19 protein-coding genes and 1 other RNA gene are annotated in these 19,494 nt (G+C 69.3%); 9 read left to right on the plus strand and 11 right to left on the minus strand.

All coding sequences use genetic code 11. The annotated features are described in order from the left end of the window. The 5 genes from ftsE to ssrA all read left to right on the plus strand — a co-directional run bounded on the left by ftsE (nt 1) and on the right by ssrA (nt 3,558). Nucleotides 1–690 carry a cell division ATP-binding protein FtsE gene (ftsE, locus tag F1721_RS05160; RefSeq protein ID WP_150065356.1) on the plus strand — a complete coding sequence of 230 codons (690 nt, stop codon included), beginning with the start codon at nt 1–3 and terminating at the stop codon, nt 688–690. A 61-nt stretch (nt 691–751) separates the two neighbouring features. Continuing rightward, entirely contained in the window at nt 752–1,654 is a 903-nt protein-coding gene (gene ftsX, locus F1721_RS05165) for a permease-like cell division protein FtsX (protein WP_150065357.1), read from the plus strand. Nucleotides 1,655–1,728: 74 nt separating this feature from the next. Continuing rightward, a complete protein-coding gene (gene smpB / locus F1721_RS05170) occupies nt 1,729–2,205 on the plus strand; it encodes an SsrA-binding protein SmpB (protein WP_150065358.1) in 477 nt (158 codons plus the stop codon). Then, on the plus strand, nt 2,202–3,104 hold the full coding sequence (locus F1721_RS05175) for an amidohydrolase family protein (protein WP_150065359.1): 903 nt from the start codon (nt 2,202–2,204) through the stop codon (nt 3,102–3,104). Before smpB ends, F1721_RS05175 begins: the two co-directional genes overlap by 4 nt. 83 nt (nt 3,105–3,187) lie before the next feature. Beyond that, nucleotides 3,188–3,558, plus strand: a transfer-messenger RNA (tmRNA) gene (gene ssrA / locus F1721_RS05180). 426 nt (nt 3,559–3,984) lie between these two features. Here the strand turns inward: ssrA and F1721_RS35595 are convergent. The 6 genes from F1721_RS35595 to F1721_RS05210 all read right to left on the minus strand — a co-directional run bounded on the left by F1721_RS35595 (nt 3,985) and on the right by F1721_RS05210 (nt 10,801). Continuing rightward, nucleotides 3,985–4,293 carry an AMP-binding protein gene (locus F1721_RS35595; protein ID WP_425474395.1) on the minus strand — a complete coding sequence of 103 codons (309 nt, stop codon included), beginning with the start codon at nt 4,291–4,293 and terminating at the stop codon, nt 3,985–3,987. Further along, nucleotides 4,283–7,324 carry a P-loop NTPase family protein gene (locus F1721_RS05190; RefSeq protein WP_150065360.1) on the minus strand — a complete coding sequence of 1,014 codons (3,042 nt, stop codon included), beginning with the start codon at nt 7,322–7,324 and terminating at the stop codon, nt 4,283–4,285. The genes F1721_RS35595 and F1721_RS05190 overlap by 11 nt, the downstream gene beginning before the upstream one ends. 367 nt (nt 7,325–7,691) lie before the next feature. Beyond that, nucleotides 7,692–9,083, minus strand: coding sequence for a vWA domain-containing protein (locus tag F1721_RS05195; protein ID WP_150065361.1), 1,392 nt, complete (start codon nt 9,081–9,083; stop codon nt 7,692–7,694). After that, the gene (locus F1721_RS05200) at nt 9,080–9,946 is read right to left on the minus strand and encodes an AAA family ATPase (protein ID WP_211840334.1); all 867 of its coding nucleotides are present in this window, start codon (nt 9,944–9,946) and stop codon (nt 9,080–9,082) included. Before F1721_RS05200 ends, F1721_RS05195 begins: the two co-directional genes overlap by 4 nt. Before the next feature lie 92 nt (nt 9,947–10,038). After that, complete coding sequence (locus tag F1721_RS05205) at nt 10,039–10,380, minus strand: ArsR/SmtB family transcription factor (protein ID WP_150065363.1); 342 nt, start codon at nt 10,378–10,380, stop codon at nt 10,039–10,041. After that, nucleotides 10,370–10,801: an SRPBCC domain-containing protein gene (locus F1721_RS05210; protein WP_150065364.1), complete on the minus strand. Its 432-nt coding sequence runs from the start codon at nt 10,799–10,801 to the stop codon at nt 10,370–10,372. Before F1721_RS05210 ends, F1721_RS05205 begins: the two co-directional genes overlap by 11 nt. 117 nt (nt 10,802–10,918) lie before the next feature. Here F1721_RS05210 and F1721_RS05215 point away from each other — a divergent pair, with 117 nt between their 5' ends. Next, nucleotides 10,919–11,644: a DUF899 family protein gene (locus F1721_RS05215; RefSeq protein ID WP_150065365.1), complete on the plus strand. Its 726-nt coding sequence runs from the start codon at nt 10,919–10,921 to the stop codon at nt 11,642–11,644. Between the two features lie 3 nt (nt 11,645–11,647). On the opposite strand, the gene F1721_RS05220 is transcribed toward F1721_RS05215, so the two are convergent. Together F1721_RS05220 and F1721_RS05225 are read right to left on the minus strand one after the other, a co-directional pair. Further along, a complete protein-coding gene (locus tag F1721_RS05220; protein ID WP_246154269.1) occupies nt 11,648–12,292 on the minus strand; it encodes a hypothetical protein in 645 nt (214 codons plus the stop codon). 77 nt (nt 12,293–12,369) lie between these two features. After that, nucleotides 12,370–13,098: an SDR family oxidoreductase gene (locus tag F1721_RS05225; protein ID WP_246154271.1), complete on the minus strand. Its 729-nt coding sequence runs from the start codon at nt 13,096–13,098 to the stop codon at nt 12,370–12,372. 87 nt (nt 13,099–13,185) lie between these two features. Between F1721_RS05225 and F1721_RS05230 the strand changes: the two genes are divergently transcribed. After that, nucleotides 13,186–13,617 (plus strand): MarR family winged helix-turn-helix transcriptional regulator, encoded by a 432-nt coding sequence (locus F1721_RS05230; protein WP_150065368.1) that lies wholly within the window; start codon nt 13,186–13,188, stop codon nt 13,615–13,617. Here F1721_RS05230 and F1721_RS05235 read toward each other — a convergent pair. Continuing rightward, complete coding sequence (locus F1721_RS05235) at nt 13,576–14,019, minus strand: hypothetical protein (protein WP_150065369.1); 444 nt, start codon at nt 14,017–14,019, stop codon at nt 13,576–13,578. The two genes, F1721_RS05230 and F1721_RS05235, sit on opposite strands and share 42 nt — an antisense overlap. Nucleotides 14,020–14,109: 90 nt before the next feature. On the opposite strand from F1721_RS05235, the gene F1721_RS05240 reads away from it, so the two are divergent. Continuing rightward, a complete protein-coding gene (locus F1721_RS05240; RefSeq protein ID WP_150065370.1) occupies nt 14,110–14,763 on the plus strand; it encodes a TetR/AcrR family transcriptional regulator C-terminal domain-containing protein in 654 nt (217 codons plus the stop codon). Here the strand turns inward: F1721_RS05240 and F1721_RS05245 are convergent. Together F1721_RS05245 and F1721_RS05250 are read right to left on the minus strand one after the other, a co-directional pair. Beyond that, nucleotides 14,753–16,708, minus strand: a complete 1,956-nt coding sequence (locus F1721_RS05245) for a UvrD-helicase domain-containing protein (protein ID WP_150065371.1) — start codon at nt 16,706–16,708, stop codon at nt 14,753–14,755. The genes F1721_RS05240 and F1721_RS05245 overlap by 11 nt on opposite strands. Before the next feature lie 163 nt (nt 16,709–16,871). Continuing rightward, nucleotides 16,872–18,533 carry a DUF885 domain-containing protein gene (locus F1721_RS05250; protein ID WP_150065372.1) on the minus strand — a complete coding sequence of 554 codons (1,662 nt, stop codon included), beginning with the start codon at nt 18,531–18,533 and terminating at the stop codon, nt 16,872–16,874. A gap of 111 nt (nt 18,534–18,644) precedes the next feature. On the opposite strand from F1721_RS05250, the gene F1721_RS05255 reads away from it, so the two are divergent. After that, a complete protein-coding gene (locus tag F1721_RS05255; protein ID WP_150065373.1) occupies nt 18,645–19,466 on the plus strand; it encodes a GNAT family N-acetyltransferase in 822 nt (273 codons plus the stop codon). The last annotated feature ends 28 nt before the right edge of the window (nt 19,467–19,494 follow it).

The raw sequence follows: 19,494 nt of genomic DNA on the forward strand, positions 1-19,494 counted from the left end.
GTGATCCGCCTTGAGCACGTGTCCAAGACGTACAAGACGTCGACCAGGCCCGCTCTCGACGATGTCTCGGTGGGCATCGAGAAGGGCGAGTTCGTCTTCCTGATCGGGCCCTCCGGGTCCGGCAAGTCGACGTTCATGCGCTTGCTGCTGCGCGAGGACGTGCCCAGCCGCGGTCGGGTCTTCGTCGCCGACTGGAACGTCGCCAAGCTGCCCCGCCGCCGCGTCCCCCGGCTGCGCCAGCGCATCGGCTGCGTCTTCCAGGACTTCCGGCTGCTGAACAACAAGACCGTCGCGGAGAACGTGGCATTCGCGCTGGAAGTGATCGGCAAGCCGCGCAACGACATCCGCCGCGTGGTGCCCCAGGTGCTGCAGCTGGTCGGGCTGGACGGCAAGGCCGACCGGATGCCGCACGAGCTCTCCGGTGGTGAGCAGCAGCGCGTCGCGATCGCCCGGGCCTTCGTCAACCGCCCGCTGGTGCTGCTCTGCGACGAGCCGACCGGGAACCTCGACCCGGACACCAGCCAGGACATCATGCTGCTGCTGGAGCGCATCAACCGCACCGGCACCACCGTGGTGATGGCGACCCACGACCACTCGATCGTCGACTCGATGCGACGCCGCGTGGTCGAGCTGAGCCTGGGGCGCGTCATCCGCGACGACGCCCGCGGCGTCTACGGCGTCGGCCGCTGACCCCCCGAACCCCGCGGCCCTGAGCACACCACCCCCGACCGGCTAGGAAAGCTGACACAAGATGCGCGCGAGCTTCGTATTCAGCGAGGTCGTCAACGGCCTTCGGCGCAACGTGACGATGACCATCGCGATGATCCTGACGACCGCCATTTCGGTCGGTCTGCTCGGCGGCGGTCTCCTCGTGGTCCGGATGATCGACAAGATGCAGGAGACCTACCAGGACCGCGTCGAGGTCGTGGTGTTCATGACGGACGACGTCAGCGCCAACGACAACGACTGCTCCCAGCAGCCCTGCGCGAGCATCATGTCCGACCTCAAGCGCGTGCCCGGCGTGGAGTCGGTGAAGTACGAGAACCGCGAGCAGGCGTTCGAGAGCTTCAACAAGGTCTTCGAGTCGCAGCCCGAGCTCCGCGACGTCGCCCGCGCCGAGGCGATGCCCGCCTCGCTGCGCGTCAAGCTGAGCGACCCGGAGCGCTTCGGCGCGGTCCAGCAGGAGTTCACCGGCCGCCCCGGCGTGGACAACGTGGTCAACCAGGCCGAGTACCTCGACCGGATGTTCGACGTGCTCAACGGCTTCCGGAACGCGACGTTCGCCATCGCGCTGGTTCAGGCGCTCGCCGCGCTGCTGCTGATCTCCAACACCATCCAGCTCTCGGCGTTCACCCGGCGCACCGAGACCGGCATCATGCGCCTGGTCGGCGCCACCCGCTGGTACACCCAGCTGCCGTTCCTGCTGGAAGCGGTGGTCTCCGGTCTGATCGGCGCGGTGCTGGCCATCGGCGGTCTGCTGATCGCCAAGGCGACCTTCATCGACCGGGTGATGGCCCCGGTGTTCGGCACCGGCATCATCCCCAGCGTCGAGTGGGGCGACATCGCCGTGGTCTCGCCGATCCTGCTGCTGGTGGCGGCGGCCGTCTCGGCGATCACCGGTTACGTCACGCTCCGCCTCTACGTGCGGCTGTGAGCTGCGTCGGCTGCGGTTCCGGGTGGGACCGCAGCCGACGAAACCCGGGTGACACGGCAGCTAGAGTTGATGGCATGGTGAAGGAACGCGGCCGCAAGGTCATCGCGCAGAACCGCAAGGCGCGGCACGACTGGGCGGTGCTGGACACCTACGAGGCGGGCATCGCGCTGACCGGCACCGAGGTGAAGAGCCTCCGGCAGGGCAAGGCCCAGCTGGTCGACGGCTTCGCCACGGTCGACGACGGCGAGGTCTGGCTGCGCAACGTGCACATCCCCGAGTACACCGAGGGGACGTGGACCAACCACGAGCCGCGTCGTTCCCGCAAGCTGCTGCTGCACAAGCACGAGATCATCCGGCTGGTCGGCAAGATCAAGGAGAGCGGGCTGAGCCTGATCCCGATGTCGCTGTACTTCAGCGACGGCCGGGCGAAGGTCGAGCTCGCGCTGGCCCGCGGCAAGAAGGCGCACGACAAGCGCCAGGACCTGGCCAAGCGGGACGCCCAGCGGGAGATGCAGCGCGCCATCGGCCGCGCCCGCAAGGGCATGCGTTGACGGGGCCGGGCAGCGACGGCGAGGTCCCGGCCTGGTTGTCCGGGCTGGGGCTGCCCGGCCTGGTCGACATCCACACCCACTTCCTGCCCGAGCGCGTGCTGCGCAAGGTGTGGGCGTACTTCGACCTCGCCAGCGAGCACTACGGCGTCGAGTGGCCGATCTTCTACCGGCACCCCGAGGAGACGCGCCTGCAGGTGTTGCGCGAGCTCGGCGTGACGACGTTCGCCCCGCTGGTCTACGCGCACAAGCCGGGCATGGCCGAGTGGCTGACGGACTGGGCGGTGGACTTCGGCCAGCGCACCCCGGGCGCGGTGCCGACGGCGACGATCTTCCCGGAGCCCGAGGTCACCACCTACCTCGCCAAGGCGCTCGACGCGGGCGCGCGGTGCGTGAAGGTGCACGTCCAGGTCGGCGCCTTCGACCCGCGCGACGACCTGCTCCGACCGGCGTGGGGGATGCTCGCCGAGGCCGGGGTGCCGGTCGTCGTGCACTGCGGCCACGGGCCGCTGCCGGGCGCGCACACCGGGCTCGACGTGTTCGAGGAGGTGCTGCGCCGCCACCCCGAGCTGGTCGCGGTCCTGGCGCACGCCGGAATGCCGGACCACGGCATCGCGTTGGACCTGGTGGGCAAGTACCCGAGGGTGCACATCGACACCACCATGGTCGGAGTCGCGTTCAGCGAGCACTTCGCCGCGCTGCCGGCGGACTGGTCGGCGCGGCTGGCCGACCACGCGGACCGGGTCGTCCTGGGCACCGACTTCCCGAACATCCCGTACCCGTACGCCGAGCAGCTGGCGGCGATCGCGGGATGGGCGGCGGCCGACGACCGGCTGGGGTCGGAGTTCCTGCGAGCGGTGCTGCACGACACCCCGGCGCGACTGCTGGGCGCCTCGTCCTGATCGTTTCAGGGATATGGGAATGATCGCCGGGACGCCACGCGTTATGCTGGGGTACACCGGTTCGAAAGCCGAACCGGGAGCAAGGGGGTGAACGGTTTCGACTCCGTACGTTGATCCGAGGGAAGCGTGCCGGTGCAGGCAGGAGACCACCGTGAGCGTCGCTGCAAACCAATAAGCGCCGACAAGAGTCAGCGCGAGTTCGCCCTCGCCGCCTGAGCGAGGAGCGACTCTGTCGGACCGGGACAGCCTCCGACCCGGGATCCGGCATCAGCTAGGAGGCTCTCACCGCCAGGTCCGGTCGCGGGACCTGGTGGGACATCAAACAGCGACTGGGCTCGTCACATCGGCTAGTTCGCGAGACCGGTGGAGCCGAGCAGAGGCATAGCGAACTGCGCACGGAGAAGTCTTGGTGAGGCGACGGAGGACCCGGGTTCGATTCCCGGCACCTCCACGAGATGGATGGCGAGTGCTCGTGCTTTGAGCACTCGCCTTTTCTCGTTCCGCGCATCTTTCGCGAGGGCCGAGCCCCCGCGGACCCCCACGGAGCGGTGGTGACGTCCCATCGGCTCCTTGCGATGGGTGCCGTCCCCGGCCTGCCCACGGACCAGGCAATCCGCGGAAGTCTCGGTTGGGCGGGGGGACTTGGTGGCAGCGCGACCTTGGGGTTGTTGCTGGGGGTTGAAGACCGCGGCGTCGGTGATCGCGGTACCCCGCACACCACTCCAGCTCATCGATGGTCCGGTGGGCATGGTTGACTTCGGCTGCCGTTCTCACCTGGAGAAGTCTTCATCGGCTGGTCGTCCGCGTGCGCGATCCGCGCGATCGGTGGGCCTGCTTGATCGAGCTGACCGACGAGGGGGCGCATCGCCGTCCAGGCGCATCAGGCCGTTTGCGAGGGCCTGATGGCGATCGCCGCCGCCTTGTCGGTCGCGGAGCAGGGACGCCTCAGCTCGTCCATCGGCCGGGGCGTGGGTTGCTGAGTTGGTGGGGCGATGAGTTTCGGTTGGGAGTGGGCGAGTACGTGCGTGGCGTCGTAGTCCTGGTAGCGGATGTTCATCGGGACCATCGCCGCGCCCAGCTTCGCGAGCAGGAACTCTGGCCGGTTGTCCAGCATCACCGCTACGCGATCGCCTGCGGTGACTACGACAGCGATTCTCTCACAAAGAAAAGAACTGTCTTCATATTTCACGAAAATTGGCCAGCTGGTCCAGCTCGAAGGTTATTGCATGGTAGGCATCTGGGTGGGCTTCGGTGAGTTCTTCCACGACGTAGTGCCAGTCATTTTGGCTCAGTTGATATGTCAGATTCTTGTTCTTGGAAGGATTGATGCCCTTGATGCTGAACTGTTGAGCTGGAACAATTTTGCCCAGTATGTCTTGGTTGGACCAGAAGAAGTGATCGTTTTGTAAGTAGCTCGCTGTTTCGGCTATCTCGGTCAAGGTGCGGGGTCGAGTGCTGCACAGTTTCGCTACTTTTTGGGCTTTCCGCGTATCGCTCTGGCTGTCATCAGGGCTGTCGATAACGGCCTGGGCGGCCTTCCTGAGGTGGCCGATTAGTCTCATGGTCCGTTTGCGAAGGTGTAGCTTGGCGGTAGACTCCACTAACGTCAGTAGAATCTTCATGCGATCCATACCTGCGGGAATGGATTCAATGATCTGCTCGACTTCGTCGAGCAGATCATTGTCGCGGGTCTCCTGGGCGATTAGAGTTAATGCGGCTGCGCGATGGGTGAGAACATCCGCTTTTCTGGCGATGGCCACTGCGCGACCGATGTTTCCGGCCGACAGGACGCCACGAATCAAGTCTAGTCGCGCTCGCCGCTGCAAGGGTGCCTGGTCGACAGCAGCAAGCGCAGTCTCGGCCCGGTTTAGGTCTTCGGCGGCGAGTGCACCTTCCGCGATCACTGCCCACGCTGCTGATCGTGCGGAACTGTCCTGGAGTGATCTGGCTAGTGCCTCGGCGCGGTCAAAATCTTGGAAGTCGGCAACGGTCTTGATCCACAGTAGTGATCTGCGCTGGTCGTCGGCACTTATGATCTTGCGGGCTATGCTCTCTGCGAGTTCAAGAAGTTCGGCGCCATGTTCAAGATCGTTGGCGCGGAGGGCGGCCGCCGCGATGAAGAAGACCGGCTCTGCATTGGTTCCAGTTTTGGCGTAGTCGTAGGCCATGGCAATTGCGTGATCTAGTGATCCGGCAATAGCGGCGGCCACTGCGACGTCGATTAACACATCATTTCGAACTGATTGGTCAGTGATTTCTTGCGTGCTATCTTCTGATTCGGCTATCAGGCGGTTTGCGTGGTCATGATCAGTTGTGTTTTCTGCAACCGCTGCCAGTCTTCTGCATAGCTGGATGGGTTCGCTTGTTTGTCGTGCTATCGATTCGGCGCGGTCCGCTGAGTTCCTGGATATTATCGAGATGATCGATATCAGCAAATCTTCACGCCGATTCGGATCTTTGAATAGGGTTGTGATCCGAAGTGCGCGGTCGTAGTCGCCTACGATTGCAGCAGCTTGGGCCACAGTCCCTGCATGGATAAGCATAGTCTCGGACTGTATTAGATCTTCAGCCTCCGCCAGCAGGATCTTGGAGCGCTTCAATCTGCTTGTCTTTGCGCTTGCGACGGCCATGGCAGCTAACGAGGAGGCTTCCCGGCCATTCCTTTCCGAAGCCATCAGGTCTTCGGCCTGAATCAGAAGTGCAGCTGCTTGGTCATGGTCATTTGTGTCTGCTGATTGGGACGCTATTTGCGCGAGTGCCTGTGCGCGCTCAGCGGGGTCTCGTATGATTTCTGTGATGTGTCGAGCACGATCGAAATCGCCGATTCTTGCGAACTCAATGGCGACCGACCTAACCGGGCGCGCGCCCCAGAACTGGTTGAAAGTTTTCGCTAACTCCGCAGCTTGATCGAGCATCCTTTGTGCTCGCTGTGTTTCACCCTCCTTTCTGCATACTTTCGCAGCCGCTAGTAAGGCATCGATGCGGTCGACTGGATCTCGGAAGGCTTCGATCATTGACTCAGCTCGATCGAGTTGGCCAAGTCGAGCCCACCCTGCGGGTAGTCCTGGTGGTATTTGACTGTTGCTTCGTTGTAGGTTCACTCGGTGAACCGCCAGGCGAGCGAGAGCAACCAAATCAGGTTTATCGTGCGTCAGAATGGTGTTTTGTGTGGTGATGATCTCGGTCAAAGCCGCACCATCACCGCCAGAGCGAGCGCGCGCAAGGTGATGGCGGTGAGGGCTGGTCGCGCACGCAACCATGCGGGCTAGGTCCCCAGCAGCAGTCAGCCTGCTGAAGTAGCCACGGAGCAGGTACTCCGGGGTATCCGAAGGCCAATGCCGTGCTGCGTAGCGGTCAGCCCAGTTGTGCAGACGCTCTTGGTAGTTGCCAATTCGTGCCCCCAGCATCTGCTCTGCCGCCACCTGGAGCTGCGCGTGCGCCAGCAAATGAACGTCGAGCGATCGACCGGGCCTCTCGGTTACACTTCGGAAACTTCGTCCTGCTGCCGTACGTAGATACTCCTCTACCTGCCAAGTCGAAACGCCAATTAGTTCTTCCAAGTCCTGGGTGGTGAGACCGCCGCCTGCCGCCGTCAAAAATCCCAGCAGGTCCTGTTCGGCTGCAGAACCGTAAAGGAGGCGTTTCAGATCGCGCTCCATCGCGCCGCGTACAGCCTGGGCTTCTGCCGACGGGGCCAGTTGCCGAACGATCGAGGGGTCATGCAGTGGGTGGTGGCTAGGCACATCATCAGGAATCGGCGGATTGGGGCGCCCAGACACGATCACCCGCATACTCGCAGGCGGGCTGGCGGGGAGCAGGGCAGCGATGCTGTGTGCCTCAGGCGAGCCGTCCCAGCCTCGATCCTCGTCCAGCCCGTCCACCACGAGAACTAGAATTTCGCCCCGGTTCTGGCAGAGTTGCGCGGCCTTTTCCAGCAAGCCAAGCATGTGCGTTTCGCGGGTAGCCTCGGTCAAATGCTGCTCCGGGGGCTCCCCTAGGAGCTCCCACAGCTGCTCGAGGATGTTGTCCGCGAATGCTTGCCTGTCACTTTGGCGCGCCCACCCAGCAGTGATGAAAAACGACACCACTCGCACCCCTGGAGGAGGGGCCAAGACGAACGTGGCCAGCAACGCCGATTTTCCTGACCATGCATCAGCTCTCCACCAGGCATAACTGCCTGCAAAGGCCGGCGACGTGCAGAAGTCAGCCAACTCGGCCAACTCTGCCGCTCGCCCGACCAGTTCTGGCGGTGCGATGCGCTGGACTTGTGATCGGTAGTGGCTGCGCGCCAGATCACCGGTATGGACGTGTATGCCCCCCTGAACAGTCCCGGCTTGGATCACCGGCCCTGTGAACCTGCCGGACGCCGAGTTAGTCGTCATACACCCATGATCTCGCATTCGTACGCGATAAAACACCATCCGTAGTGGCACTGCGGCTGGTGGGCCCTCGCCACGCTGGTCGCTGAGCGCGGAGGTCATAGGGCCCGCACACACCTCGCCACGACCGCACCGGGACGGTCGTGGCGCGATGTACCGGATCAGTCTCGGACAGCACGGTGACTGCCGTTGATCGTCCGGTGTGGGTTCAGGGGTGGTCCAGGGATTGGACGAGGTTGGTGAGTTGGGCGAGGTTTCGGCACTCCGCCATCTCGACCAGGGATTCGTAGACGGGTGCTGCTGAGTCGCCGGTGCCCCAGCGGTTTCGGGGTTCCGGGTTCAGCCAGAGGGTTCTTCGGCAGCGGCGGGTCAGGGTGGTCAGGATCTCCGGGGCCGGGTCGTAGTTGTTGTTGCGGGCGTCGCCGAGGATGAGGAGGACCGTTCGGGGGGTGAGCGCGTCGGCGTGGTTGGCGGCGAAGTCCGCGAACACGCGGCCGTGGTCGGTGCCGGTGCCCGGGAGCTGGAGGGTGGCTCGGCGGACCTCGGCCAGGGCCTCGGCCGCGTCGCGGCTTCGGCGGAGGTGGTCGGTCACCTCGTGGACCTCGCGGACGAAGGCGAACACCCGGGTGCGGGAGAACACCTCGTGCAGGGCGTGTACCAGGAGCAGGGCGAAGTGGGCGAAGTTCGCCACCGACGAGGAGACGTCGCACAGGACTACTAGTTCCGGCTTGTGGGGGCGGTGCGGGCGGTGGCGGGGTGCGATCGGGACGCCGCCGGTGGCCAGCGCGGATCGCAGGGTGCGGCGGAAGTCCAGCGTCGTGCTGCGGGTGCCGTGGCGGCGCTTGCGGTGGATGCGGGTGGCCAGCTGTCGGGCCAGGGGGCGGATCGCCCGGCGGATCGCCGTCAGCTCGGCCTGCGAAGCGGCCAGGAACGGCACTTGGTCCGGTGCGGGCGCCGTGAGGTTGTCGGCCACGTACCGCTCGCCCTTGCGCTCGGCGATGCGGCGGTGGGCTTCGGCGGTGACGAGCTGCTCGAACCGGGCGATGCGGCGGGTGAAGCGGGACTTGGTGGCGGTGCCGGTGGTGCTGCGAGGACGCGCCTGCCCCTCCGCGGTGCGCATCAGACCAGCCAGCAGCGTGGTCGGGTCCAGCTGTTCCAGGGCGGCGCGCGGTGACCACGAGCCGGAGTTCGCGCCCGGGGAACTGCCGTAGCGGGCGAGGGCGCGGCGGGCGATCTGGACCAGCGCTGCGTCGTCTCCGGTGAACAGCGCTCGGGCGAGTTCGGAGCGCATGGCGTGGAGCTCGGGGGAGGTGCCGTGGGCGCCGGTGACCTCGACTTCGCTGTCGACCGCTGTGCCGTCGGTGGTGCGGCCGTCGCCGATGGCGGGCGGGAACCACAGGTCGAACAGGGCGTTGAAGACCGCGATGTCGTTGTGGCGCTTGACCAGCGTGGCCGCGTAGGCGACCCGTACCGCTTCGCGGTCGAGGAGGTCGACTGCGGTCAGGGCGCGGGCCGCGTCGATGCCCTCGGCGGTGGAGACCGCGATGCCGTGCTCGCGCAGCGCGGCGAGGAAGTCGGTGTGCCGGTCCAGCAGGCTCATGGTGCTTCCGGGCCGCGCAGTTCGAGCCCGGCGAGGGCGCGCTCGTGGTCGCCGGGGTGTTTGAGCACCACTCCGAACGTCGCTTCCAGCGCCGGGTCGTTGAGGTCGTCGATGCCCAGGGCCAGCAGCGCTCGGGCCCAGTCGACGGTCTCGGCGATCGACGGCGCCTTGGTCAGCTCCAGGTTCCGCAGCGCGGCCACCACCTCGGTGAGCTGGCCAGCCAGCCGCTCTCCCAGCGCGGGGACGTGGGTGAGCACGATGTCTCGCTCCCGCTCCGGGGTGGGGTAGTCCATGTGCAGGTACAGGCAGCGGCGCTTGAGCGCTTCGGAGAGCTCGCGGGCGGCGTTGGAGGTCAGCACCACGAACGGGCGGTGCCGGGCCCGCACGGTGCCCAGCTCGGGCACGGTGATCTGGAAGTCCGACAGCACCTCCAGCAGCAGCGCCTCGAACTCCAGATCGGCCTTGTCCACTTCGTCGATCAGCAGCACCGTCGGCCCCTCGCGGCGGATCGCCGCCAGCAGCGGGCGCTCCAGCAGGAACTCCGGGGTGAAGATGTCGGCGCGGGTGCGCTGCCAGTCCGCGTCCTGCCCGGCCTGGATCCGCAGCAGCTGCGTGGCGTAGTTCCACTCGTACAGCGCGCGGGCCTCGTCCAGGCCCTCGTAGCACTGCAACCGGATCAGCTCCGCGCCGGTGGCCGCGGCGACCGCCTGCGCGAGGCCGGTCTTGCCCACCCCTGCGGGCCCCTCGATCAGCAGCGGCTTGCCGAGCCGGTCGGCCAGGAACACCGTCGTGGCGGTCGCCTTCCCGGCCAGGTAGTCCACTGCGGACAGTCGTGCGCCGACGTCGTCGGAGGTGTCGAACACGCCCACTCCTCACTTCCGTGCTCCTCGGACGGTAGCGGTTCGATCCGCTCCGGGACATGCTTGTCGCGGGTCCTCGGAGCCGTTGCGCAGCGCTATTCGGCGTCGTTCTGGTCGAGGTGGGTCTTCAGGGCTGCCAGGGGCGAGTCCCAGTCGCGGGCCAAGGCGGCGAGGAACTGCTGGGCCGTGCGCATCGGGGCCGAGTTCAGGCGGTGGCGGACCCGGCGTCGTTCGCCCGGTTCCGGGGTGACCAGCTCGGCTTCGGCCAGCAGGGCGAGGTGCTTGGCGATCGCCTGGCGGGAGATCGGCAGGCGGCCCGCCAGGTCCGTCGCGGTGGCCGGTCCGCGGGCGGCGAGCTCGGCCAGGATCGCGCGGCGCGTCGGGTCGGCCAGGGCGGTGAAGACCTGCTCGGCGGTCGCTTCGACGTCAGGCCGCATCGAGGTGGGCGATCAGCTCGCCGAGCTCGCGCGGCCAGCCCTCCAGGTGCGACCGGTAGGTGGCGTCGTACTGGTCGTCGGGCAGCTGGGCGAAGCCGGATTCCACCACGGTCAGCCGGGTTCCGCCCGCGTTCGGTTCGAGGGTGAACTCCACGTAGGTGCGGCGGGGGTCGTCCTCGGGCATCCCGTCGACCTGCCAGGTGAAGCCGAAGACCGAGGGTTCCTCGACCCGCTCGACGCGCAGCTCGGCGGTGCGCTCCCCGGTCCAGGACACCTCGGCCGCGCCGCCCGGGCGGAGGTCGATGCGCGCCGCGTCGCCGAACCAGGAGCTCAGGCCGTCGGCCGTGGTCAGCGCCGCCCACACGGTCTCCGGCGGCTGGGCCAGCTCAACGGTTCGCTCGATGCGGTCGGGGAATCCCATGCCCTCTCCTTCGCTCCGGGAGTTCGACCCTAGTCCGCTGGCGCGGATTGACGCAACCGAATGGTTGCCATACTGTGGCAACCATCCGGTTGCTATACCGGGGTCGAAGGAGGGGACATGAGCGCACCGGGCATGCCCGCGGTCGTGGATCGGGAGGCCTTCCAGGCCCAGCTGGACGAGCTGCGGACCAGGGAGAAGGCGCACACCCGGGAGGGCGACGCCATCGCCGCGGCCCGGCGGCGGCTGCCGATGGTCGAGGTCGACGCGGGGATCGAGCTCGTCGGGCCGCGCGGGCCGGTGACCCTGCTCGACGCGTTCGAGGGGCGTCGGCAGCTGATCCTGTACTACTTCATGTGGCACCCGGGCCACCCCGCGGCCGAGCAGTGCGAGGGCTGCACGTGGTGCGCCACGTCGGTCGCGGAGCTGTCCTACCTCCACTCGCGCGACATCACCTACGCGGTGGTCTGCCAGGGGCCTGAGGAGGAGGGCCGCCGCTACCACGACTTCATGGGCTGGGAAATGCCGTGGTACTCCGCGCAGGGCTCGCTCGATGAGCTGCTCGTCGGGCGCGAGGTCGGCATGATGCACCTCGTCTGCTACCTGCGGGACGGCGACCGCGTCTTCGAGACGTACTGGACGACCCGCCGCGGGGTGGAGGCGATGGACTACAGCTACGCGCTCATGGACCTCACCGCGTACGGGCGCCAAGAGCCGTGGGAGGACTCGCCGCCCGGTTGGCCGCAGGGCTGGACGGGCACGTGCGCGAGGCTGCGCACCGACGGACGCCCCATTCCCCAGTGGTCGCGGATCGCCGCCGGGAGGTCCGACGACCTCGGGGGCTGACGCCTACGCCGCCCGGAGGGCTCGCTGGCGGTTGACGATTTGCGCTGCCAGGACGACGAGTTGGCAGATCGGGGAGGGGAAGCCGAGCACGAGACCGGTGGCGATGTCCACCAGCACGGCGGCCACCGCTGCGGCGAAGACGCGGTTGGAGGCGGACGGCGGTTTCCGGGCCGTCGTCCACGGGGTGCGGCGCCAGGGCTTGGCGATCGACAGCCACGCCTGGAAGGCGATCGCCGAGGCCATCAGGGCGGTGCCGATCAGCAGCGCCGGAGCGGGTGCCTGGCCGGTCCGGGCTGCCGCGACCGAGTCCTGCAGCGCGCCGGAGAGGAGGAAGATCCCGGCGTGGAGCTGGACGACGGTGATCGCGAACTTCACCAGCACCCACCAGTGCCGGAAGAAGCCCCAGGCCGTGGCCGCGGCGAGCAGGAGCCCGGTGAACGCCGCGGCGTTCGCGAACGGGCCGAGCAGGCGCACGTCCACCACGTGCGCCATCGACGTCGCGGCGACGCGGGTCGCCGGGTCGGTGCTGGCGAAGCTCGTCGCCAGCAGGGTGAAGAGCACCAGCGCGCAGGTCAGCCAGCCGACCGATGTGATCACGTGCAGCCACACGACGGCCTGCCGCCAGCGCTGCGAACTCGTTCTCGCCACGACGACGAGGGTGCTGCGCGCTGGAGCGCTTCGGCTCCAGCGCATTCCCGGAGAGAACCCCGAATTCGTCCCCGAGGTCAGAAGGTGCCGCCGCCCGCGTTGATCACCTGCCCGGTGATCCAGCGGCTGTCGTCGGAGGCCAGGAACGCGACGATGTCGGCGATGTCGGCGGGTTCGCCGATGCGGCCGAGCGGGGTGGCGGCGGCCATCCGCTGGAGGGTTTCCTCGGACTGCAGCTCCAGCAGGGCCTCGGTGCGGGTGGCGCCGGGGCGCACGCTGTTCACCGTGATGCCGCGCGGGCCGAGCTCCCCGGCGAGGACTCGGACGAGCTGGTCGACGGCCGCCTTCGCCGCGCCGTAGAGGCCGGTGCCGGGGCGGTGGGTCGCGGTGACGCCGCTGGAGATCGCCACGATCCGGCCGCCGTCGCGCAGGCGGTTCGCGGCTTCGCGCAGGGCGGTGAAGGTGGCTCGCGCGTTGGTGCCGAACAGCAGGTCGTAGTCGGCGTCGGTCGCTTCGGCGAGCGGGGCGAAGCGGGCCGTTCCGACGTTGCTGACCAGCACGTCGAGCCCGCCGAGCCGCTGCTCCGCGAAGTCGAACAGGGCGCGCAGCTGCGCCGGGTCGGTGACGTCGGCCTGCGCTGCGGCGGCGCGGCCGCCGCTCGCTTCGATCCCGGCGACGAGCGATTCGGCGGCGGCCCGGTCCGATCGGTAGTTGACCACCACGTCCAGGCCGTCCGCGGCGAGGCGCTCGGCGATGGCGCGGCCGATGCCGCGCGAACTTCCGGTGATCAAGGCTGTTCGGGTCAACGCGGGCTCCAGTGGTTGAGATGATCGTCAGTTGAGATCATCAACTGAATTTGTCGAGGATGTCAACCACCGGGGTAGCCTCCCGGGGTGGACGACTTCCCGAGCGCGCTGATGGTCCTGCACCGGGAGCTGCGCGGGATCTACGCCGCCACCGCGCGGCGGTTCGGGCTGACCGCCCAGCAGGTCGAGCTGTTGTGCCTGCTCGGCGGCCGGTCGCCGTCCCTCGGTGAGCTCGCGGCGATGCTCGGCTGCGACAAGACCAACATCACCGGCATGGTCGACCGCCTCGAACGCCGCGAGCTGCTGTCCCGGGCGGTCGACCGCAACGATCGCCGGGTCGCGCGCCTCTCGCTCACCGCCGAGGGGAAAGTCCTGAGCGGACAGCTCCGCGCCGCGTTCGTCGAAGCGGTCGCCGAGCGCTGGGGTCCGCTCGATGCGGCCGACATCGCCGTCGTCGCCCGGCTCGCCACCTCGAAATCAGCGCTTTCGGAGCAGGGCGACGGCCGCCAGGCCCGCTAGCGCGGGGAGTGCTCCGAGTGCGCTGAAGAGCGGCGGGATGACGTTGGTGTAGGCGCCGCCGGACAGCGACAGGTTGAGCAGGGCGACCGAGGCGCCCAGGGCGAACATGATCACGCTGACCGGGCGCACCCAGCGGGCGTGCTTGCGGGCCCCGACGATCGTCCACAGCCAGCCGCCGATGCCGAGCACGCCGATGGCCGCCAGGTAGCCGACGATCGCGTTGCGGTCGGCGCTGATCAGGTCGTCGGGCCAGGTCGGGTAGGCGCTGCGGACGTGGTCGCCGAGGCTGTCCGCGGTGGCCACGTCGATCAGCGGTGCCGCTGCGGCGACGACGGTGAGCGCCAGCCCGAGGTGCAGGACGCGGATGGCGTTGTCGGGCTTGGGTGTTGCGGGAGCTGACATGGGTCCTTCTCCGTGATTCTTACGATGTAAGTTTTCTGCGCCTACCGTAGGCTTACGGTGTAAGAAACGCAAACGCGTGGAGGAGTGGCCATGCCCACCAGTCGCACCCGCGGTCAGCGCGCCGGGCTGACCCGGCAGGACGTGCTCGCAGCAGCCCTGGCGCTCGTCGACCGCGAGGGCCTGAAGGCGCTGTCGATGCGGCGGCTGGGCGCGGAGCTCGGCGTGGAGGCGATGACCCTCTACCACCACGTCTCCAACAAGGAAGCCCTGCTGGACGGACTGGTCGAGCAGCTGCTGGCCGAGGCCGTCGCGCCGCGGAGCAGCAGCGGCTCGTGGCAGGCGGACCTGCGGAACTACGCGCACGCCCTGCGGGAGGCGCTGCTGGCGCACCCGAACGCCATCCCGCTGGTGGCGTCGAGGCCCGCGGTGACCTCGCGCAACCTGGAGATCATGGAGCGCGAGCTGGGCGCGCTGCACGCCGCCGGGTTCCCGCTGGAGGTCGGGCTGGACGTGCTGTTCTCGCTGGCCGGTTTCGTCCTCGGGCAGGTGGTGACCGCGACCGGACCCGGCCAGGCCGACGCCGCCGAGCAGGTCCGCAATTTGTCCGATGTGGACCCCGCGGAGTTCCCGCTGCTGACCGCGGCGGCGGCGCGGGCCAGCGACCGCGCCGGGGCCCGGTCGCGCTTCGACTTCGCGCTCGACGCGATGATCGCCGGGTTCGAGCAGGCCCGGGTCACCGGCTGAGCGTGGCGATCCAGAGGTGGTCGCGGGCCCGGGTCCGGGCCACCAGGCGGTGCCGGTCCGCCGCTTCGAGCTCGTCGCGGTGGCCGTGGGACTGCGGGCGCTCGTCGGGGAGGAAGACCGCGCGGAACTCCGTCCCCTTGGCCCGGTGGACCGTGCCGACGTGGATCGGACCGGACGTGCGGCCGTTCCAGCGGTCCAGCGAGCGCACGGTGAAACCGGCTTCGCGGAGCACCCGGTCCCAGTGCTGCGCCGCGCCGTTGGTCCGGGTGAGCACCGCCGTGTCGGTGTCGTCGTCGAGCTCGCGGAGCGCCGCGATCAGCGCGGCCTCCTGGTCCTCGCCCTCCCAGCGCACCACGTGCCCGCCGCGCAGCACCGGCAGCGCCGAGCGCAGCGCGATGGTCGGACCGCCGTCGAGGTCGTCGAACCGGTTGATCGCGTCGAGCTCACCGGCGTGCTGGACGATCGCCGACCGGTTCCGGTAGTTGCGGCGCAGGACTTCACCCCTGCCCTGCAACGAGATCCCGGCCTCGGACAGCCGCCACCCGCCCGGGTACACCTGCTGCTGGCCGTCGCCGACGAGCAGCAGCTGGTCCGGGCCGTCGCCGCTGATCGCGTGCACCAGGCGCAGCCCGATCAGCGTCAGGTCCTGGACCTCGTCGACGACCACCGCCGCGTACTGCCGGGGCAGCGGGCGGCGGTCGAGCTCGGACAGCGCGCGCATCAGCACGTCGTTGTGGTCGAAGGCGCCGCGCTCGGACAGCTCCCGCTCGTACTCGCAGTAGAACTGCCAGACGTGAGCGCGCAGCTCCGACGGCAGCGGACGGCCGCGGCCCTTGCGCGGGACGGTCCGGTAGGTGTCCAGGGCGCTGATCCCGCGCCCCTTGATCACCCGGTCGATCTCGTCCTTCCAGTAGCTGCGGGAAGCGCGGAACGCGCGCAGCGGCGCGGTCAGCTCCGCGCGCTGCCACACCGCTTCGAAGGCCTGCTCGACCTGCTGCTCGTCCACGTCGGCGGCGCGTCCGCGCTGGTCCAGGAAGTCCCGCGCCCAGGCGTGCAGGTGGGTGAACTCGATGCGCTGGACCAGGTGCGGGGCCAGCGAGCGGAACTGCTCGGCGGCGATCAGCGGCAGGTTGCGCAGGTGCGTGGTGAACAGCAGCTTCCCCGTGGTGCGGCGGGCCAGGTAGGCCAGCCGGTGCAGGGCCAGCACGGTCTTGCCGGTGCCCGCCGGGCCGGTGATCCGGGCCGGTCCGGAGTAGCGCCGCCGCACCGCGCCGAGCTGCGCGTCGTCCAGGAAGATCCGCCAGTCGCGGAACGGCCGCTCCAGCGCCCGCTCGACCCGCTCCCGGCGCAGGTCGCGCACCTCGAACAGGCCGGATCCGGCGGTCCTGCCCGGCCCGCGCTGCTGCGGGATGCGCTGCGGGTTCCACATGATCGGGGACAGGTCGAAGGTCCTGCTGGCCAGGTGGCGGGCGATGCCCAGCACCTCGGCCGGTTCCAGCAGCCGTTCGCCGTGCCGCAGGACGCGGTCCAGCTCGGCCTCGGTGATGGCCAGGTGCTCGCCGCTGTGCCCCTTGCGGCCGCGGTGGTCGGCCGGGTGCACCACCACCGCGCGGGCCACCGCCTCGGTCACCGCGCCCGCCTCGGTGGACGCCCCGGCCAGCAGCTCCGCGGTCCACACGAACGCCGCCCGGGCGTCCTCCCAGTCCGGTTCGGCGTCGCGGAGCAGGACGACCAGCACGCCCTGCGGGCCGACCAGCACCGCGTCCGGGCGGTTGGCCGGGGTGTGCGGGGCGAACTGGTTGAGCAGCGGGTACCAGCCGCTGTCGTGCTCCACGGCGAACCGCTGCAGGACCCGGTGGTGCCAGCTCGGCAGCAGCCGGTCGCGCAGCTCCGCCTCGGCCTCGCGGCGCAGTCGTTCCTGGCGGTGGTGGAAAGTCCCGGTCACGGTGCCTCCTGTCGCCGCTGGAGCGAGCTCGATATCGACAGTAATGCGTTCGATGTCGCTTTCGACCCCGCTCGCAGCGCATCACCTGGATGTCGCAGGCGGCGTTCTCGCGCGAAATCGCCGCTCTCCGCACCGGGGAGGTGCCGATCTCGCCGTGCTCCGGTCAACCGCGGGGGAGGTGGAGCTCCTCGGCGACCAGCTTGTCCAGTGTGGACACCGGGAGGGCACCGTGGCGGAGGAGCGCGTCGTGGAAGCGGCGGATGTCGAAGTCCGCGCCGAGGCGCTGCTGGGCGGTGGCCCGGACCCGGTCGATCTCCAGCTTGCCCACCAGGTACGAGAGCGCCTGCGCGGGCAGCGAGATGTAGCGGTCGATCTCGGACTCGACCTCCAGCTGCGGCAGCGTGGTGTGCTCGGCCAGGTAGTCCACCGCGCGCTGCCTGCTCCAGCCGAACTCGTGCAGGCCGGTGTCGACCACCAGCCGCGCGGCGCGCACCAGGTCCTGCGCGACCATGCCCAGCCGGGCGACGTCGTCGGAGTACAGGCCCATCTCGTCGGCCAGCCGCTCGGTGTAGAGGCCCCAGCCCTCGGTGTAGGCGGTGATCGGGATCAGCCGCCGCAGCATCGGCAGCTCGGCGCGCCGCTGGGCCAGGCTGAACTGCATGTGGTGGCCGGGCACGACCTCGTGGAACGCGATCGCCTCGGAGTTGAAGCGCGGGCGCTGCTCGGCGCGCTCGGTGTTGGCGAAGTAGACGCCCGGCCGCGAGCCGCCCAGCGCCGGGGCGGTGTAGAGGCCGATCGGCGTGCTGTCGGTGGTGGGGCCGGGCATCGCGCGCACCTCGCACGGCTGGTCGGGCAGCGTCGCGAACCACTGCGGCGCAACCGCTTCCGCGCGGGCGATCGCCTCGCGCGCGGACGCCAGCAGCTCCTCGCCGTCCCGCCAGCGCAGCGCGGGGTCGGTGCGCAGCCGGTGCAGCACCGCGTTCGGCTCGCGCTCGCCCCAGACCTTCGCGCCCAGCTCGGCGAGCTCCTCGCGCAGTGCGGCTATCCGCTCCCGGCCGATGTCGTGCAGCTCCTGCGGAGTGCGGTCGGTGCTGGTGTTGGCGCGCACGAGCCGCTGGTAGATCTCGTGGCCGCCGGGGAGCCAGCACAGCCCGGGCTGCTGGACCGGGCGCGCGTGCGGGGCGATCTCGGCGGCGAGCACCTCCCGGTACTCGCGCAGCGCCGGGTGCACCGATTCGGCCAGCACCTGCTTGCGCTCCTGCTCCAGCGCCGGGTCGGGCAGCTCCGGGGCCAGCAGCGGGTCGGCGCCCGGTGCGGCCAGGTGGTCGTCGAGGTGGCGGATCGCGTCGTCCACCAGCACCCGCACCGGCACCAGACCGGTCGCGACGCCTTCCCGGTGCCGTTGCGCGGCGGTCGCGACGAACTCCGGGATCCGGCGCAAGCGCGTCACGAAGTCCGCGCCCTGCCGGGCATCGGCGACCGAGACCTGCCCGAGGTGGAACAGCAGTCCCGCCACCGGCGCGAACAGGGAGCCGACGACGGTGTACTCGGGGGAGCGGGCGTCGAACCGGGCGACCACCGCCTGCGCGTGGTGCACCACGGCCGCGATGGTCAACCGCTGCTCCAGGTCGGCGTGCGAGGTGTCCACCGCCATCGCGCGCACCCGGATGTCCTCGGCTCGCTCCCGGAACGCCAGCTCGGCCGCGGCGGAGATGTCGGGCAGCTCGTCGTCACGGTCGTGGGCGCCGTAGAGCGAGGCGCTGACCGGGTTCGACTCGAACAGCACGGCCAGCAGTTCGTCGGAGAGTTCTGTGGGAGTGCTCACACCGCTCCATCCTGCCGCAGGTCGCCGACCCCGCGCCGCGCCGATTTCTCCCGGAACCGCCACCCGGACGACCCCGGGTGGCCGGGCCGGTCGGCCGGGGACAATGGCCGCGTGGATCCGCTGCACGACCCGGACGACGAGGCACTGCTCGACCCGCGGCAGGCCCGCGATCTCGCCGGGCTGGTCGAGACCGCGCGGCTGGCTTCGGCCGTCGTGCGCTACGGGCTGCGCACCGAGGTCGGCGCCGCCACGGTCGTGCTCAACCAGGACAACCCGCTGCCCGCCGCCAACCACGCCTGCGCGCTGTGGGGGACGCTCGCCGAGGTCGCCGGGACCCTGCTGCAGCTGGAGCAGGTCTTCGCCGAGGCCGGGCGGTCGGAGGCGGTGGTGTTCGCCTCGCCGACCACCGTCGCCGAGATCGAGGGCATCGCCGACGACGCCGGGTGGCGCGCGGTGGAGGAGCTCGTCGCGCTGCTGCACCGGACCCGGCAGGACGTGCGAGGCTGGGCGCGACCGGCCGAGGACCGCGACCTGCCCGGGATCGTCGACCTGATCGCCGACGACGCCGGGCTCTCCGACGAGGGCGAGCGGCGGCTGCTGCGCAACCTGGGGCACCGGATCGACGAACCGCGCAGCGTGCTGCGCGTCGTGGACGACCAGGACGCCGACCGCATCGCGGGCTTCGCCCAGGGATTCGTCGAGCGCGGCGTCGGACTGGTCGAGCAGGTGGTCGTGCGGCCCGGTCGGCGGCGCCGGGGCATCGGCGGCGAGCTGGTCGCCGACGTGGTCGACGAGCTGCGCGAGCGCGGCGCGCTGCTGGTCGCGGCGCACAGCGAGGAGGGCGGCACGGCGGAGCGGTTCGCCGAGGCCTGCGGGTTCGAGGTGGTCTACGGCGTCACGGCCTACGCCCGCCGCATCGACGACCTGCTCTGAGAATCCGACGTTCACCCGGAGGACGGGC

This window comes from Saccharopolyspora hirsuta (assembly GCF_008630535.1).
Lineage (GTDB): Bacteria > Actinomycetota > Actinomycetes > Mycobacteriales > Pseudonocardiaceae > Saccharopolyspora > Saccharopolyspora hirsuta.

What these genes read in the sequence shown, in the direction of transcription:
- F1721_RS05235 (WP_150065369.1), bottom strand. Translation starts at nt 14,019, where the DNA reads ATGTCAGCTCCCGCAACACCCAAGCCCGACAACGCCATCCGCGTCCTG.
- F1721_RS05205 (WP_150065363.1), bottom strand. Translation starts at nt 10,380, where the DNA reads ATGCGGCCTGACGTCGAAGCGACCGCCGAGCAGGTCTTCACCGCCCTG.
- ftsX (WP_150065357.1), top strand. Translation starts at nt 752, where the DNA reads ATGCGCGCGAGCTTCGTATTCAGCGAGGTCGTCAACGGCCTTCGGCGC.
- F1721_RS05210 (WP_150065364.1), bottom strand. Translation starts at nt 10,801, where the DNA reads ATGGGATTCCCCGACCGCATCGAGCGAACCGTTGAGCTGGCCCAGCCG.
- smpB (WP_150065358.1), top strand. Translation starts at nt 1,729, where the DNA reads ATGGTGAAGGAACGCGGCCGCAAGGTCATCGCGCAGAACCGCAAGGCG.
- F1721_RS05215 (WP_150065365.1), top strand. Translation starts at nt 10,919, where the DNA reads ATGAGCGCACCGGGCATGCCCGCGGTCGTGGATCGGGAGGCCTTCCAG.
- F1721_RS05240 (WP_150065370.1), top strand. Translation starts at nt 14,110, where the DNA reads ATGCCCACCAGTCGCACCCGCGGTCAGCGCGCCGGGCTGACCCGGCAG.
- F1721_RS05195 (WP_150065361.1), bottom strand. Translation starts at nt 9,083, where the DNA reads ATGAGCCTGCTGGACCGGCACACCGACTTCCTCGCCGCGCTGCGCGAG.